The 17,380-nt window shown below is 39.8% G+C and carries 15 protein-coding genes; 11 read left to right on the top strand and 4 right to left on the bottom strand.

Annotated elements, in window-relative coordinates:
• Positions 1–114: 114 nt before the first annotated feature.
• Both T357_RS0109595 and T357_RS0109600 read left to right on the top strand, forming a co-directional pair.
• Entirely contained in the window at positions 115–1,257 is a 1,143-nt protein-coding gene (locus tag T357_RS0109595) for a Gfo/Idh/MocA family protein (protein ID WP_031551595.1), read from the top strand.
• Between the two features lie 159 nt (positions 1,258–1,416).
• Positions 1,417–2,796, top strand: coding sequence for an ATP-binding protein (locus T357_RS0109600; protein ID WP_031551596.1), 1,380 nt, complete (start codon positions 1,417–1,419; stop codon positions 2,794–2,796).
• 222 nt (positions 2,797–3,018) lie between these two features.
• Here T357_RS0109600 and T357_RS0109605 read toward each other — a convergent pair whose 3' ends face one another.
• The 3 genes from T357_RS0109605 to T357_RS0109610 form a co-directional block, all read right to left on the bottom strand.
• The gene (locus tag T357_RS0109605; protein ID WP_031551597.1) at positions 3,019–4,581 is read right to left on the bottom strand and encodes a hypothetical protein; all 1,563 of its coding nucleotides are present in this window, start codon (positions 4,579–4,581) and stop codon (positions 3,019–3,021) included.
• Complete coding sequence (tnpA, locus tag T357_RS20850) at positions 4,582–4,983, bottom strand: IS200/IS605 family transposase (RefSeq protein ID WP_081828118.1); 402 nt, start codon at positions 4,981–4,983, stop codon at positions 4,582–4,584.
• Between the two features lie 233 nt (positions 4,984–5,216).
• On the bottom strand, positions 5,217–5,537 hold the full coding sequence (locus T357_RS0109610; protein WP_031551598.1) for a hypothetical protein: 321 nt from the start codon (positions 5,535–5,537) through the stop codon (positions 5,217–5,219).
• A 290-nt stretch (positions 5,538–5,827) separates the two neighbouring features.
• Between T357_RS0109610 and T357_RS0109615 the strand changes: the two genes are divergently transcribed.
• The 4 genes from T357_RS0109615 (at position 5,828) to T357_RS19185 (ending at position 10,117) form a co-directional block, all read left to right on the top strand.
• Positions 5,828–6,541, top strand: a complete 714-nt coding sequence (locus T357_RS0109615; protein WP_031551600.1) for a hypothetical protein — start codon at positions 5,828–5,830, stop codon at positions 6,539–6,541.
• A 133-nt stretch (positions 6,542–6,674) separates the two neighbouring features.
• On the top strand, positions 6,675–6,908 hold the full coding sequence (locus tag T357_RS0109620; RefSeq protein WP_031551602.1) for a hypothetical protein: 234 nt from the start codon (positions 6,675–6,677) through the stop codon (positions 6,906–6,908).
• Between the two features lie 111 nt (positions 6,909–7,019).
• Entirely contained in the window at positions 7,020–9,098 is a 2,079-nt protein-coding gene (locus T357_RS0109625; protein WP_031551605.1) for an ATP-dependent DNA helicase RecG, read from the top strand.
• A 170-nt stretch (positions 9,099–9,268) separates the two neighbouring features.
• Positions 9,269–10,117, top strand: coding sequence for a PD-(D/E)XK nuclease family transposase (locus T357_RS19185; RefSeq protein ID WP_031551608.1), 849 nt, complete (start codon positions 9,269–9,271; stop codon positions 10,115–10,117).
• A 105-nt stretch (positions 10,118–10,222) separates the two neighbouring features.
• Here the strand turns inward: T357_RS19185 and T357_RS0109635 are convergent, their stop codons facing one another.
• Complete coding sequence (locus T357_RS0109635; RefSeq protein ID WP_031551611.1) at positions 10,223–12,325, bottom strand: FAD-dependent oxidoreductase; 2,103 nt, start codon at positions 12,323–12,325, stop codon at positions 10,223–10,225.
• 150 nt (positions 12,326–12,475) lie between these two features.
• On the opposite strand from T357_RS0109635, the gene T357_RS0109640 reads away from it, so the two are divergent.
• The 5 genes from T357_RS0109640 (at position 12,476) to T357_RS0109660 (ending at position 17,375) form a co-directional block, all read left to right on the top strand.
• A complete protein-coding gene (locus tag T357_RS0109640) occupies positions 12,476–13,255 on the top strand; it encodes a helix-turn-helix domain-containing protein (RefSeq protein WP_197027328.1) in 780 nt (259 codons plus the stop codon).
• A 78-nt stretch (positions 13,256–13,333) separates the two neighbouring features.
• Positions 13,334–13,510: a hypothetical protein gene (locus tag T357_RS21175; protein WP_155991359.1), complete on the top strand. Its 177-nt coding sequence runs from the start codon at positions 13,334–13,336 to the stop codon at positions 13,508–13,510.
• Positions 13,511–13,594: 84 nt separating this feature from the next.
• Positions 13,595–14,737: a hypothetical protein gene (locus tag T357_RS0109650; protein ID WP_031551616.1), complete on the top strand. Its 1,143-nt coding sequence runs from the start codon at positions 13,595–13,597 to the stop codon at positions 14,735–14,737.
• Between the two features lie 149 nt (positions 14,738–14,886).
• Entirely contained in the window at positions 14,887–15,654 is a 768-nt protein-coding gene (locus tag T357_RS0109655) for a hypothetical protein (RefSeq protein ID WP_031551619.1), read from the top strand.
• A gap of 1,208 nt (positions 15,655–16,862) precedes the next feature.
• Positions 16,863–17,375, top strand: coding sequence for a hypothetical protein (locus T357_RS0109660; protein WP_031551622.1), 513 nt, complete (start codon positions 16,863–16,865; stop codon positions 17,373–17,375).
• Positions 17,376–17,380 lie beyond the last annotated feature (5 nt).

Raw genomic sequence — 17,380 nt, forward strand, 5'->3', positions numbered from 1 at the left:
GCATTTGTATCCATTAATATGGATATAGATGCCTTTAGTTAATAACAATCATTGTTTGTGAACAAACGACTTAAAGAATTTCATAATATATTCTTGAATTGGGGGGAATGTCTAATGCTTAAGACCGCCGTGATCGGAGTGGGAAACATGGGCAGCAAATATGCGAAGCTGCTTTGGGATAAGAAAATCAATGGTCTGGAACTTGCCGCTTTAACAAGGGTGCGGTCGCCTTATGATATACCGTTAAATGAAGCTATCGCATCAGGTGTTCCGGTATTTGATTCAGCCGTTAAGCTTTTTGAAGCAGTAGAAAACGGCGAGTTAAAAATAGATGCGGTAGTGATAGCAACACCTCACATTTCGCATGAGGAGATCGCGGTAAAAGCATTTGAACTCGGTTTAAATGTTCTTTCTGATAAGCCGGCCGGAGTATACAGCAGACAGGCCAGAAATATGGATGAAGCTGCAAAAAGTTCGGGCAAAGTTTTTTCTATCATCTTCAATCAGAGAACTTATCCTATATATAAAAAGCTAAAAGAGATACTTGTGGAAGGAAAATACGGTCGATTGAAGCGTGTGAATTGGGTAGTTACCGACTGGTACAGACCGGAAAAATATTATACTTCAAGTTCCTGGCATTCAACATGGGCAAAAGACGGTGGAGGAGTGCTGCTTAATCAGGCTCCGCACAATCTTGATCTCATACAGTGGCTGTTTGGAATGCCTAAGAGAGTTCAGGGATTCTGTAAAGAAGGACATTTTCACGACATAGAAGTTGAGGATGATGTGACAGCTTATTTCGAGTGGGAAAATGGAGCTACAGGTACTTTTATAACATCTACAGGCGAAGCACCCGGGACTAACCGGATGGAGATCTCTCTTGAAGAAGCAACCATAATCTGTGAAAAGAATATGTTAAAAATAGGTGAGACCTATACTGAGATGGGAATGCCTGAACCGGATTACAGAAGGGAATCAACGGATTATTTCAGAAAAATAAACGGAACATGGACTGAACTCTCCTTCGAAAAAGAGAATCATCAATATGAAAAGGTCCTCCAAGGCTTTTCAGATGAATGTAACGGAAAAGGTGAAAGTATCGCTGCCGGAAGAGAAGGACGGAAAAGTCTGTTGATATCAAATGCGATATATCTTTCATCATGGGATAAAAAAATGATAGAAATACCGGAGCTTGACTCACAAAAAGAACTGCAATTTGAAAAAGATTTTGAAATTGCGTTAAGCTTGAAAAAATAGAGTACTTATTAAAGCTTGAATTATCTTAAAATAAATATTGGCACTGATTATTCGGCTACGACCGAGTCGGAACATACCGAATAAAACTTTACAAAAGAACTTACCTTTCATATAATTATTATAGTTCGGAAGCAACCGAGTCGAAAGGAACCGAGTAAAATGAATTTCTATGGAAGAACACAGCAGTTAGATAAACTACATAAAGAAATGTCTTCTGATGACATGAGGATGACACTCATATATGGAAGGCGAAGAGTGGGAAAGAGCGAGCTTGTAAAACAGGCGATTAAATACTCAGGTATTAAAAGTATTTACTACGAGTGCAAGCAGGTGACAGAAGCAAGTAATGTGCAGAGTATTTGTGAGGTGATCTCGGAAGAACAAGGATTACCCAAATTGGGATATACATCATTTGATGAATTGATGGACTACGTTTTTAACCTTGCAAGGGAAGAAAAAATTGTATTCGTATTGGATGAGTATCCTTACCTCAGGGAAAACATAAAAGGACTTGATAGCATACTTCAGTCGCTTGTGGATAAATATCGGGAAACATCAAGGCTAAAGCTCATAATTCTCGGTTCCTATGTAGACATAATGAAGTCTCTTTTGGAGCACTCTAATCCCTTGTTCGGCAGAATAGATCTGGTCATAGATCTTAAACAGATGGATTATTATGAATCATCGTTGTTCTACCCAAACATGTCTTTAGAAGACAAGGTCAGAATATACTCAGTATTCGGAGGGATTCCATACTTCAATAGACTTGTTGATGATAAGAAAACCGTGAAGGAAAACATCATAGACCTAATCGCATCACCGGGAGCACGTTTGGAAAATGAGGTTTCTATGTATCTAAACGCAGAGATTTCAAAAATAGTCAATGCAAATGAAGTGTTCGCAGCACTTGCCAGAGGGTTCTCAAAGTACAGCGATATTCTTTCTCAGTCTCATGTATCAAGTGGACCTACGCTGGTAGATGTTCTTGAGAAACTTATGAAGATGGAAGTGGTCGAAAAGAAAGCTCCTATCAACGATGAAGAAAACAAGAAAAAAGCGGGATATTATATTTGTGACAACCTATCGCTTTTCTATTTCAGGTATATTTTCAAGCATTTGTCTCAGCTTAAGATCATGGATCCGGATGTATTTTATGACAAATACATTGATAAGGATTTTGAGGAAAAGTATGTGCCACACAAGTTTGAAGAAATCTGCAGACAGTATCTTATAAGACAGAACAGACTTGGAAATATCGAACCTGTTATCGAGAAAATTGGAAAGTATTATTATGATGATCCAAAGACACGCACTAACGGGGAATTTGATGTCGTTACACAGGATGAGATCGGGTATGTTTTTTATGAAGTGAAATTCAGGAAAAGGAAGACATCTAAAGAAGTCATAGATGAAGAGATCAGCCAGATTAAGAGCACTGACCTTAATTGCTATAAATATGTATTCTTTTCAAGGGCAGGATTTGCCGCAGAAGAGACCGATGAGATAAAACATATAGAACTTGAACAGTTGTATAAGTAGTATCTTGACGTACTCCCACGGATAAATCCGTGGGATTCTCACTTAGATTCACCCGATTCCACCTGACCATATAGGGCAGGATATGACCGGTTATTTCAGTGTTTACCCGAGAATTCGATACGCGTGTACCTACTTTCCAAAAGGATGGTCTACGTCTGGACCATTAAAAAAATATTAGTAGCTGTACAATACTGTCCGGTATTCCGGGCAGTATTTTTATGCTCAAAAACCGAAGCACGCCTTCATGCTCTTACCATCAGCCTTCATATTACTTATCAACTCATCGTGCAGCTTAATGAAGCTGTCGAATTCATATATACATTTCTCTCTGTTAGGGTGATTCAGATTTCCATTGCTGTTCTTTAACAGGAACCCGCTATATAAGTCCCTCTGTACCTCATGTCCGTCTATCGATTTAAACCTGTCGCTAATATTGATTTTGGTGTTTGTGTCCGTTGTGTGGTCGTACTGGCTCGCTCTGAAGTTCCATGTGTCCACCTTATACAATGCACCACCATATAACTTTACCTTTTGTTCCAGCAGTACAAGGAATCTTGATGGTGAGCGGTTGTTCATAGATGAACCATAACGTTTCTTTCTTTTGAACTTACGGATGGATTGTTCAGTACCGTCCTTCTTTGCCACAACAGAGACCTTGTCCGAACGCTCAGCCTTCTTCTTCGATCGCTTTTGAAGGGCACTAAAGTTCATATTTTCCGTGATGAAGTTTATCGAGTCAGTTATCAGTCTGTTGATGTACTGTCTGTGTGACTGGTTAATATATTCGGATTTTTGCCGGTACAATGATTTGAGCTTGTCACGAGATTTGAGATAGGTCTTTGAGAGCACCCACTTATCCTTATTCGTTCTGTCGATGGTACCGTCAGGCTTGTATTTATTGGGGTTAGAAGCACGTTTTGACCGATCCATGTGCCTTGACACGTTACGTATCTTTCTGTTGAACTCATAACATTTAGGAGCAAGCTCTTCCAATGTCGCCATGTTGTCCGATACTGTAGCGGCTGTCGATGTTCCGAGGTCAAGTCCTGTCCGATTATCTGCATCGCCAACTGTCTTTAGTTTTCTCGGAGCATCCCCTTCAAGGTATACATTCAGATAGTAGTGCCAGCCATTGGGAAACATTCGTCTTTTTATCTCACAGTAGGAAACCTTATGATCGATAGATTCCATGATGTATGGCATTCCTGCTTCAACATCCTTGTGTTTGCGAGGGAGCCTGCACCTTATATGTAGTCCGTTCCACTCGATACTAAACGATTCCTTGTCGAACTTGATCCCGTTAGTAGCAGACTTGCCACAGATGGTGTCAAAGTCCCGGTATTTCTTGAAATGAAGCTCTTCTCCGTTACCGAACAATACCTTCTCCACACCGTCCCATACACGGTCAGCTTCCTTCTGCACCTGCTGTGAGGAGATATGCTTTTTGTACTTCCTGCCACAGATCTTGATATAGGACTCAAGACCTGCCTTGCAAAACCCGATTTCCTGCCGAATGCTGTACATGACACCAGAAAGCTCCTTCATCCGATTAGATTTCTCTTTTGGGAATCTGGAGTGGCTGCTCTCAGCAGCCTTCTTTTCTTTGAGAAGTGCCGTATATTCATCCTTTGAGGCCTGATATTCCCTGTTGTAGTCAAGCTGTCTGAGCAGTTTCTTTGCATGCTTGACTACGACGTTATGGATATGGGATATCATAAAATAGCGGTCTGCAAGTACCTGTTCATCATATTCGGTTGTCGCAAGACTCAGTCTAAGTACGTGCATCTAATCCCTCGTTTTTTGTGTATTGATATACCATTCTATAGTTTCAGAGCTGACATTACCTGCTGTGCTGACAAAATATGAACGTGTCCATAAAGACGGCATATTTTTTAGCTGCGAGAATTCTTCACGCAGCTTATGTGATGTAGCGCCTTTGATTTGTTTTACAATATCAGGGATACTTTGTTGAGGATATACACTCACAAACATGTGGACGTGGTCTATATGACATTCCATGGCAAGGATATCTATATTGTGCGTCTGGCATTCAACTGAAGTCAGTTCTTTGAATCGCTCTTCGACACCGGGAATATTAAAAATCTTCCTACGGTATCTTGGGCAGAACACAAGATGATAGTTTATCAATGATACAGTAGTTCTTGTATGTTTATACTCATTCTTCATGTGTATAATATAGCATATAATATACACATGAGTCAAATAAAAAAGACGATATCTTCAGTATTTTGGCTGAAAATATCATCTTTGGTTTAATACGCTCTCATCCCACGGTTAAAACCGTGGGCTTTCTCGCTTATTTAGGTTGTAATCGTACTTGGACACCGCCAGTGCTTCATAAAAAAATCATCTGTATCCATTAATACGGATACGGATGATTTTTGTTTTTTGAGAATTTATTATCCAAGTTTTCTTACAGGATTGACTTCCTGTACAGCTACTGTTGAACGCTTTCTTCTCATGGCCTCTCTCATTTTAGACTGGGTTTCTGCTACATGGTCAAAGACAGCATCAAAAAGCTCGTCGCTCTTACCGGGTTCGATTTTTCCCTTCTGTTCCTGTGCCATAAGGATCTTATAATACTGTTCAAGTAATCCGTCACATGACTGTGCTATTTCTGATGACAGCTCGAAAAGTGTTGTCTTTGATGACACCTGAACGCTGCATGTAGACTTACCCTGCTCATCGCTTTTTTTGTTATCTACCGTTACAGATACCATAGAACCTCCCCATTACCTATGCAAAAGTGCATTAATAAGTATATTGCACGTACCACTCTTTATATTAATTATGATCGCTTTTCTTTTTCTATCAGTATATTTCAAAAAATTAAAATGTATACAAAAGTTTGTGAAACACAAGTGGAATTATAAATTGGCTCTGTCCTTATTGCAATGATTTTACCCTAATTTCATCAAAGTTAACAATTAATTCTTATAATGTCTCTTATTTCAAATAACACCGACCATAATTAATGTGAATAAATTACATAAGGAAGGAGGAGTGAATTATGCATCTTGACATAAAAAGATTGATGCAGGATGCCGATGCAAGGATAGTTGCATTCCATATCGGAATGAAGCTTTTTGCTAACGGCAGACCTGTGGAAAATCTTGACATAAGTTCCCTGTCATACGAAGCAATGGACAGCACGTACTGGACGTATTGTCCGTTTCACGAGCGTGTTCAGGGAAAGAAAGACCATCACCCGTCTAACTGCGTGGTACATCCGAAAAGCATAATGTGTTTTGCCGGATGTGGATCTCACAATATCATAGAGATGGTATGTGAATTCTGCAAAGTACCTAAAGGACGCGGGTACGAAATTATTGCCGAAGCAATGGGTGGAGTGCAGCTTTATCTTCTGGACGGGAAAGCTCCGGATTACCCGAAGCTTACATTGAAACCGGAGGAGCAAAGAGCACTTATGCTTTCGCCATCTAACGGTTCACCTCTACATCTATCGATGTATGAGCTATACTCCCGCTCAAAGAGAGATTATTACTCTTTGATAGAAGATCGGGCAAGAGAAATGCTTGAAGAATATCAGAAACTTCTTGCCTACTACGGCTCCATGGATGCCCCAAGAGCTTCTATGATCTATGATCTCATGGGACCGCAATATTTTGACGGGGGTATTTACGAAGAGTTGGAAAAAGAACTGAAGGAGCGTATTATAATATGCTCGAATATAGTTCAGTTCTTTAAAAAGAAAACTGCATAATGAATATGACCGGACAGGCTGATCATCATAGCCTGGACCGGTCTTTTTTACAAAGACACTATATTGCGTCATGAACATAGTTTGTGTTTTAATAAAGAGTAAGCAAATCAACTTGGATACGGAAAAAAACAAGATGAAAGACTATAAGAAAAAACAAGCAAAAAGATTCAAAAACAAATCACAGAATACATTTATTACATTAGACCAGTCAGGAAAAAGACAGGATATAATCACAGGTATTCAGCAGGTCAACCGACTTCTTAATTTCCATTCTGTTCACAACAATCTTACTCCGTCAGAAGTACGGGATAACTCCGGTCAGCTAAGGGTTCTCTATGCAAAACTCTGGGAACTTGATGCAAAATAATAGTCTCTGTAAAGGTCTATTTAATTATCATTTCTGAAAATTCTATCAGCAACCAAATCTCCTAATAATTATCTACCATAATTGTAGTAGTACTATAGGAGGAATTTCTTCATGGCCAAAAAGACATTTCCCTGGGAATTAACGAAAGCCCAGTTAAATACATTAGAAAAGAACCATATCACAAATAAATACCACTACCATAGACTTCTGCCTCTCCATTATATGGATAATACCGTGGAGACCGGAGTTTCACAGGAGCTTAACGGCTGCCATGTGACCATAATTGGAAGAATAATCGATGTAAAGACCGGCACAAGCAGTAAGGGAGCCGCATGGCTAAGATGCACGGTTATTGATAAAAAGACCGGTTACCATGTTGGTGTTATGAACTTCTTCGCAACAAAAAGAGTGGAGAAACTGTACTCTTACTGGATGACTCTTCAGTGTGATGTGCTTATAGGCGGCGAGCTCTCTTATAATCCGCAATTCGGAGACAAGGGCTTTTCAATAGTATCACCTGATACATTCACAATGGATGTCGAGAAGAATATGGTGGTAAAAACGGTTCTAAGCTCAATCAAAGGTATATCCGAAGAAAAAATGAGGGCGTTCCTTGAAGAAAAACTAAAGGATCGTGAGGAAGATACTCTTCCGGAAGAATTGTTATCAAGATTAAATCTTGATGAGATAAATGAGGCGGTGAGAAAGGCTCTTTTCCCTTCAACAATGAAAGAAGCTGTAGAAGGAAGGAAACGTCTTCTCTTCAATGACATCCTAAATTTTGCGGGAAGGATGGAACTGGAGAAGCGAGATACTCCATCAGGAGGAATCAAGATCACAAAGTGCGAGCTTACAGAAAAGATAATAGCATCACTTCCATATGAACTGACAAACGGACAGAGAAGTGCCTATGAATCAATAAAATATGAAATGATGCAGGGGAATTATGTCAATGCGCTTGTACAGGGTGATGTTGGATGTGGAAAGACCATAATCTCGTTCCTCGCAATGCTCCTTGCTGCGGAAAACGGCTTTCAGGCTGTTCTCCTTGCCCCTACAAAGATACTTGCAAAACAGCACTATGATAAGCTTTGCAGTCTGATAGAAGGCACAGGCATGAGCGTTTCCCTTATCGTTTCAGACACTCTTAATAAGAAGGGGTCCGAAACAGACGAGATGCTTAGAGAGATAGCAAATGGTAACTGTAAACTGATAGTAGGAACACATTCCATCATGTCAGACCGCCTTCGTTTAAAACGGTTAGGGCTTTCCATTGTAGATGAGGAGCACCGTTTTGGAGTGGAACAGCGTGAAGCTGTTAAATCCATTGACTATATCGGTATGTCTGCAACGCCTATTCCAAGAACCCTTGCAACAGCTATATATGGGGACACCACTAAGATATTCAGCGTGAAGGAAAAGCCCGGAAACAGGAAAGGTGTAAAGACGCTTTATGACAGCGGTATACACTTAAAGAAATACATCCAACAGATACTGGACCTTCATCAACAGGTGTATGTTGTATGTCCCATGATAGTAGACGGTAAAAAGGGCTCCACAACAGAAGGAGTGCTCTCTACCGAAAAGGCAACGAAAAAGCTTCGGGAAATGTTTCCTGATTACAGAGTAGAGGAGATGACCGGTGTTACTTCTAACGAGGAGACCGATGCAATACTTAATGATTTCCATGATGGAAAGGTCGATATTCTTGTTTCAACAACTGTTATCGAAGTAGGTGTTGATGTTCCAAACGCAACCCTTATTCTCATAATGAATGCAGAGCGCTTCGGTTTGTCTCAGATGCATCAGTTACGGGGCCGTGTCGGAAGAGGAGATAAGCTGTCTTTCTGTGTACTGGTGTCTAAAGATACTGAAAACGAGAATATAAAAACGCTACTTGAAACAGACGATGGCTTTGAAATAGCTGAAAGAGATTTGAAGTATCTAAGAAAGTCCGGAGACCTCTTTGGTTCAGAACAGAGCGGACGAAACAAGTACATTGATGAGATTGTACTATACCCGAATCTCTATAAGGCTACCCAGAAAATAGCAGCGGAACTGCCTAGCGAAGTACTTTTAAAGCACATAGAGCGTTCTGAAGAATGTGAGATACGTGGCAGGATGAGAGCGATAACTATAGATATAGAAAAGAAGCGGAAGGCGGAAGATGACCAGGTGGTAACATCGTAATTGGTGTGAACGGATATCGTCAAGGAAAAGCCAACAGGCTGATAGGTGATCTGGTTTTTGAGGTCGCAATTTGCGACCTCAAAAACCACTTATAAAGATTGCATTAAATCGCCTTTTTGCTAATTGTAAGGCTTGTGGTAGAGTGATATTATTAGCCTGAAGGAGTGTGTATGGGGAAGAAAGAAAAAGACACAGAAATCTCAAGAACTGAGCTTAGCGCTCAGATAAATGCCGAACTTGAAAAGGCGATAGATGATTTAACTCTATTTGACGATGATTTGATGAGCAAGGTCTTCGATGGAAACATTGAAGCTGCTGAATTGCTTTTGAAAATAGTCCTTGAAAGGGATGACATCAAAGTTATACGTGTAAAGGGACAGGTGGAGCTTAAAAGTGCATATCCTGGTGGCAGAAATATTAGGCTTGATATAGTTGCAGTTGATGATAAAGGTGTTCAGTTTGATGTTGAAGTTCAGAGGAATACAAAAGGCTCACATATAAAGAGGGCAAGATATCATCAGAGCATGATTGATTCAAGGCTTTTAAAGAAAAAACAGGAGTTCAAATCCATCAGAGATACTTATGTTATCTTCATTTGCCAGCATGATAAGTTTAAGGCAAATAGGCCTATATATCATGTAGACAAGACTGTTAGAGAAACAGGGGAGGCATTCGATGATGGTGCCCATATTATTTACGTGAACGGTAAATATCGTGGCAAGGATGATTTTGGTAAACTGGCACATGACTTTAACTGCAAGAAAGCTGATAACATTTATTTTAAGCCTCTTGCTGATGGAGTCAGGCATTTCAAAGAAACAGAGGAAGGACGTGATGCTATGTGTGAATCATTTACAAAGTTAGCTGATAAGGTTGCAGATGAAAGAGCCGAGCAGACAACAATAAACAACATCAAGCTTATGATGAAGAATATGAAGTGTAGTCTTGAAGATGCATTGAATGCTCTTGAGATTAAGGGCAAAGATCGCGCAATCATAGCAAAGCAGCTTCAGAAATGACTATCATTTTTAATAATTAATTGAAGGTAAACAAAGAAAGACTGTGAAAAATGAGAAATCATTCTTCACAGTCTTTGTATTCTAGCTTATTCTATGACGGTATTCTTAATGTTCCAGGTTTCCGTCCATACCGCGCTCTGTTGCGGTTTTCATGGTTTCTTTACCTGTTTCAGTCAACTCGGTTGTATCCTCTGTTGTTGTGTAACCTGCATTTTCAGCAGCCGCAGCGCCGGCAAGTCTTCCGGATGTAAGAGAGAAGCCAAGACCGACACCTTCAACATTCTGGTATGCAGCGATTGAGATGCCGGATACGTTGTTACCTGTTGCATAGAGGTTCTTGATTGTCTTATTCTGTTCATTAAGAACATTGAGGTTCTCATCTGTGTTAACACCGCCTAATGCGCCAAGGATTCCTGAATGACCCTTTGTTACATAGTAAGGACCTTCTGATACAGTATAAACGAGAGACTCTTTATCCTTGTAGAATTCTGTATCTTCACCTGTTTCAACCGCGGTATTGTACTTTGCGATGGTTGCTTCAAGATCACTTGAATCGCAGCCGATGAACGCTGCAGCGTCAGCTATTGTATCAAATACTCCGCCTTCTCCTGCTTCTGTAAGAAGCTCAAAACCTGTAGTCCAGTCTTCCTTTGAGATAGGAGCATGGTAAATAGTAGGATCTCCATTCTCATCAATGATGCCGTAACGATCCCAGTAATGAACCCATGTGCCTGTGTTTTCCTGAGATTCGTCTGTCCAACGGTCAACAGTAGTCTGATCTACGATTGTATATGCAATGCCGCCCTGTGCGGCTACTGCAGAGGAGAATTCAACAGTATCCTTAAGAAGATCTTCATCCATGAAACGCTTGCCACGACCGTTTACCCAGAGAATCGGACTGTTTAATGTCAGCTGAGAAACAATCTCATCACCTGCATTAAGTGTTACAACACCGTGGTTCATAGTAAGAAGCTCACCCTTAGCAGCACCGATATCCCACATCATCTCAAGTCCGGGAAGTTTTGATCCGGCCAATACCATAGAATTATTGTAAAGCTCTTCGCCGAGGGTTTCCTTCATCAGTTCCGGATTGTTGGCGAATGATCCGGTAGACATGATAACGGACTTTGCGTTAACAATCAGTGTACCGCCGTCACTTGTTGTACACTTTGCACCTGTTACAGCACCCTCACCATCTACTATAAGCTCAGTTGCTGTTGTGCCGTAACGGATCTCAACGCCGCTTCTTTCAAGGGATTCACCAATATATTTGAATGGATCAGCATTGTTCCATCTGTGGTAAACAACTTCCTGGTCAAGATGAGCAATCTGCTGTGCCTGCTTTGAAAGGAAGAATCCAACACCATGATTCAGCATATAGCTGACTGTATTCTTTGCCTCTGAAACAAAACGGCTGATGAGAGCTCCATTGCCAAGATAGTCGGTACTCTGCATGAGGTGGTTGAACCAGTATTCTTCATCTGTTTCCTCACCGTTTTCACCATATCGGTCCTTCTGTTCAACAGATCCAACTGCAAACATACCCTGTGCAGCATTACCCATGCCTCCAAGGGTTTCTGTAGCTTCAACACCCAATACATGAGCACCGGATTCAGCAGCCTTTAATGCAGCCATAGAACCTGAAGCACCCATTCCGATTACAAGTACATCTGTATCAACAGTTTCTGTTTCACCGGATTCAGTTTTTTTAGCTAATGAATCTACATCAAATCCGGCTTCTGTCATTGCACTCTTTACTGCCTCAGAAACAGCATTACGTGTCATTGTAGCTCCGGACACAACATCAATATCATATGTCTGACCATCAACAACTTCCTTTGCAAGTTCGTCTGCAGCTGTCTTTCCGTAACCATCTGTCTGTGTTGAAGCATCAATATCAACATTTGTGATCTTTCCGCCTTCGACAGTAATGGTTACAGGTACTTCACCGTTACTGAAGCCCGTGCCTACAGCACTGTAAGTTCCATCCGTGATTTCGGTTGATGATGCAGAAGTTCCTTCAGATGCTTGAACCTCTGTTGCTACCTCAGAAGCTGCTTCGGACGTAGCCTGTACTGTGGCTGTTGCAGTAGTTTCAGTGTTTACAGGAGGTATCGAAGTTGCTGAGCATGCGGAAAGCGAACTGCACGCAAGTGACAAGGCAACTAATCCTCCAAGACTTTGGAGTTTCCAATTATTCTTTCTCATGTCTTTATCCCTCTCTGGAATGTTTAATTGATAAAACTAGCTTACTGATTTGTGATTACTTTAACAATGGCCGTATCTTGTTTAAAAAGTTCTCAAATCTTAGCTTTTTATATAATTATGTGATAAGATATGGGCATGAAAACTATTACTTTGAATTTAATAGAAGACGGAGTGACGGATTACTTCACCATTTTGCGTGCAGAGCGAAGGACATCCCTGACATTTGCAGGCCGAAGGTTCACTATGAGTAGGGGCGATCTGATCCTGAGCCGGGAAAATATAAGATGGAATTGCGATGCCGGATCAAGTCTTAGTGTGCTTTCAATCCGACGTGAATTTTTTGACGGACTGTTTGTGTCCCAGACCGCAGACTGCCGTATTATTTACGACTTTATACACGATGAATCCGGTAACAGTGAGTATTTATATTTCTCCTGCCAGAACGACCAGAATGTCTTAATTGCCTTTAATGCATTGGAACAGGAACTAAAGCTAAGCGATTCACATCATGAGAAAATGACACATCTTCTGATGGTTGCAATAGTGACGGAACTTGACCGTGCGAGAGAAAATTCATTGATCGTTCCGAACAGCACTATGGTTTCCCAAAACCGTTTTGGAAAGCTCATGAAATATATGGGAGATCATTATAATGAATGCACACTTGCCGAAGTTGCTGAAAAATATGGGTACAATCCTGACTATCTAAGCTTCCGATTTAAGATGATCACAGGTGTGACCTTCTCAAAGAAGATGCTTGAAATGAAACTGGAACAGGCAGCAAATATGCTTTTATCATCTGATCTTACATCCGATGAGATAGCGCAAAGCTGTGGGTTCCAGAGCAGAAGCTGGTTTACCCGTAAGTTCAAAGAACGTTACGGTGAATCCCCCGGCAAGTGGCGTAAAAACTCAAAAAAATTAGCTTAAGAACGAAACGGGAGTCTATTTAGATGATCCCTAACCATAATTATATTGAAAAAGGAAAAGGAATCCGGAGGAAGTATAATGGATACCGCTAAAGATATTAAGGACAATTTTGCTGTTCTTCGTAACTACAGCTGTGAAGGTCAAATAAGTATATTAGACTTATACAGGAAAGATGGCGAGCCAAGAGCTGCTTACAAGAAAAAGCTTATAAAAAGAAAACAGAATATACTCAAAAAGGTCAGGTCAGAAACCTGACCTTTTTTTACTAATAAACCAAAATCTCCGTGCATAATTAGAATGAATCTAAAATACAACATTCTAAAAAGGAAAAAAGAAATAATGGCAAAAGTACAGAATGTGGAACTATCTTACAATGATATATTTCACGCAATACAGAGCAGTGAAAAGATACAGACATCGCTAGATAGACAACTTGAGCTCCAAAAGGAAATAGAGAAATACCGAGACGCACAATCGACTCATAGAATAAGAAATCCTTTTCTAAGATTAGTGAATGAATTTCTCAAAACCACATTGGGTATCGATTTATCACTGGCTCCGGCTATACCGGAAGATCTTAAAAAGGAATTTAAAGAACAGAAGAAAATGTTCGATACAGCCTATAGGGATATTCTTAATACCATACGGAAGATGGAATATGTCCGAATGGTCCAGCTTGGGATATCTCAGACAGATGCAAAGGACCTCATAGAGAAGTATCGGATAGCTGAACCAGAAAAATTCAAAGAACTTATTTTGGAAGAATACGAAACAGACTACAGGGAAGCTATGAAGAATAACGAAACACCTATAAAATATACAAATCTGAGGGAATGGGAGATTGAAGAAAAGAACCTTAGAAAGACAACGGTGAGAGATGACTGCATGAGACTTGCACACAAGCTACAGTTAAATCTCGTGACAAGCGACAGAACCCTCGACAGCGAAGGGAACTATCATCAAAACTTCGTATACGATGCAAATGATACTCATATAGAAGGTGATCTCTATACACCCGAAGACACAAATAAGCTGAGGGAAGAACTTGATGATGTTTCTCATACAGTAGACCGAATGCTCAACAGAGACTTTAAGGATATTCTTCCCAAAATTAAAGAATTAGAAGAACACGCAAAAGACGTTGGCTGTTTTCTCCAGATATCCAAGGACGGAGTATTATCCCTTTCTTATTTTGATGAAATGGGAGATGAACACGTACCTTATTCCGTATCGCTTGATGGAAACGAATCCGTGTTCTTTGAGGAATGCCTGGCAAATATCGGGATAAGGGAACAAGAGATAGAAAAAAGTCTTAACGACAATGACTATAATGTTCTTGAGTATGAAGACGTATCTCCTGCTTCAAACCTCGAAGAAAATTTAGATCAATGGGATTACGGTCAGAATGACGAAGGAAACAGGTATATAGACCAGGATATGTTTTATGATATAGCTGATGACATGGATAATCTCGCTCCGTAAAACATAAGTGAAAAGGTGATGAAATTGGGCTTCAAAATGAGGCTCATTTTTTATTTGAATTTTTCTAAAAAATACTAATAAGCTCAAAACCTTCCCCATAATTGTTTTGTTAGCAAAAAAGCACTATAACACCGAAAAGGAGATTGTATATGAAGCTTATAAAGAAATTAGGTATCATAGGTGGTATATCAATAATGGGTTTATGCACTATGACAGGCGCAATGGCCGGATACAGAGGAATAACATCCACAACAGAGAACATCTTCTCAGTAGTTGCCGGAAAATCCAATGACAATGATGCAGCAACAATCATCGAGGATGAACTTGATAAAATTCTTTATGGACCGGATGGAGAAGAGGGTTCCAGCGACGATGGAGAAGGTGATCCCGATTACCTTATGGCACTTGACCCAGGGGCTGAAAAGACAAAAGATCCTGCTATAAGAACCAACGTTGCATACGATTCATTAGTTTTCGTGAAAGTTGAAGTACCATTGTTGAAAGGTACTATCGGCGGCAAGAATGGAGCGTATGAAGCAATGCGTCTCATGAAGAATGGAACATCCCTAAACGACATTTCTGTTGGTGATGAAGTAGGTGATTTTAAACTAATGAAAGCCGATAAGAGTGATTCCATAGAAAAGAAGTCTGTCTACTATTTCGGATTCATGGGAACCCTTGAAGGAACAGATCACGAAGATGAAAAGCTGAATGAAACTTCAACTTTGTTCGACACATTTGTAGTTAACGATTTTACAGCAATAGATGGAAAGTACTTCACAGCAGATGCCGATGTTGATATTTCTGCTTTCATCATGCAGGATGTGAACCCTGAAACCCATATGGAGTATAAGGATATAGATGAAGCTTGGAAGAAGCTTCTGGATGCAGATGTGATAGACTCCGACAAGGATTGATTGGATCGTGAATCCCTGATTTCATCATAGAAAATATGGATTTTGAAAAGTGTTTGCGGATTTTCTGCAGGCATTTTTTTATTGGGATTAATTTAATCGCCCAATAAAGAAAGTGTCCTTTACCTTGATGTGCAGGGTTTCGGCAGCAATATTATATAGGATATTACTAGTTTATCGTCATTAAAAATATCTAGTCACCGAAAAATATCTACAGACCGTTGATATATAAGGCTCTAATGGCGTTTTTTGATGACTAGATAATGTTAAAACAACATTCATATTTCTAGTCACCGAAAAATACCCACAGACCATTGATACATAAGGCTCCAACGGCGTTTTTTGATGACTAGATAATGTTAAAACAACATTCTACATTTCTAGTCACCGAAAAATACCTACAGACCGTTGATATATAAGGCTTTGTTGGCGTTTTTTGATGACTAGATTTCGCTGAAACAACATTCACATTTCTAGTCACCGAGAAACACCTACAGACCGTTGAAATATAAGGAGCTAATGGCGTTTTTTGATGACTAGATTTCGCTGAAACAACATTCACATTTCTAGTCACCGAAAAATACCTACAGACCATTAATATGCAAGGCTCTATCGGCTTTTTTTGATGACTAGATGTTTCTCGAACACGGTTAATATAACACCCAGTTACCGGTTAATACTCCACAAAACTTTGCCATATAAGGATCATTCGGCAAAATGGAATAACAGTATTCAGCTATATTTTTGATAAAAATCCTACGCTAATAATCAATCACCTTGCTCTAACTGCTATAGCACTTCAAAACGCTAATATGCCGCCTGGCGTTTTCCTAGAGCCTGGTCAGAAGATAAGCCTACACAATGGTTCTTCTCTATGATACATATGGCTTTTTGATGACTTAATACTGCTCAAATATCATTTTGCAATATCTAGTCACCAAAAAATGCCCTTTAACCATTGATATATAAGCCTTATGCGGTAAAAACGGGTGGTTATAAAAGGACCCATTTTGAGTATAAATCCGACTTTATTCAACATCCAATAAAAATCAAACTGCAATTGCATTTTAAAGTGCAAATATGCGTATGGCGGTTACCGCCACAAGAAAATTTTGGGGCTAAAAAAAATTGCATTATTATCACCCAAAAATCATGGTTATCTGAGATATCCCCTCTCATAATATTTTTAGAAACAACTATGGAGGTACGAAATGACCACTCAGACTATTATCAATACAAAATACGAGCACGACGGAAAGGTGTTCTACGAACTGGATGGGAAGCTCTATCTGTTCGATTGCATGGGAATCCATTATCTTTCTCCTGCATCTCCTCAGGCCAACGGTATTTTCTACTCTAACGAAGAGTACATTAAAGAGGATCCGGAGGGATTGATAGAGAAGATTTCCTCTGCATCTAAAAAAAGAAAGAATGACCAACTTAGAACTAATGAGAACGAAAAGAACAGGACATTGGTGCAAAATTTAGATGAAATGATCGATTGTATTGAATCTCCTAAGTCCACTGAGGCATCCGATTCAAAAAAGACTATAGAACATTCAACCCAGACATTCCCACGAAAAGAATTAATTGAGGATTTTGAAATTCTTGACAAAGATGTATTTAAGCCGGTGGAAACAAAGTGTGGCGAAGAAAAACCATTAAACCGACTCGTAGAGATCGTTAATAAAACCAAAAACAATCTTCAGCTTCAGGTAAAGTAAACAGG

It is taken from the genome of Oribacterium sp. FC2011 (assembly GCF_000701645.1).
Lineage (GTDB): Bacteria > Bacillota > Clostridia > Lachnospirales > Lachnospiraceae > Oribacterium.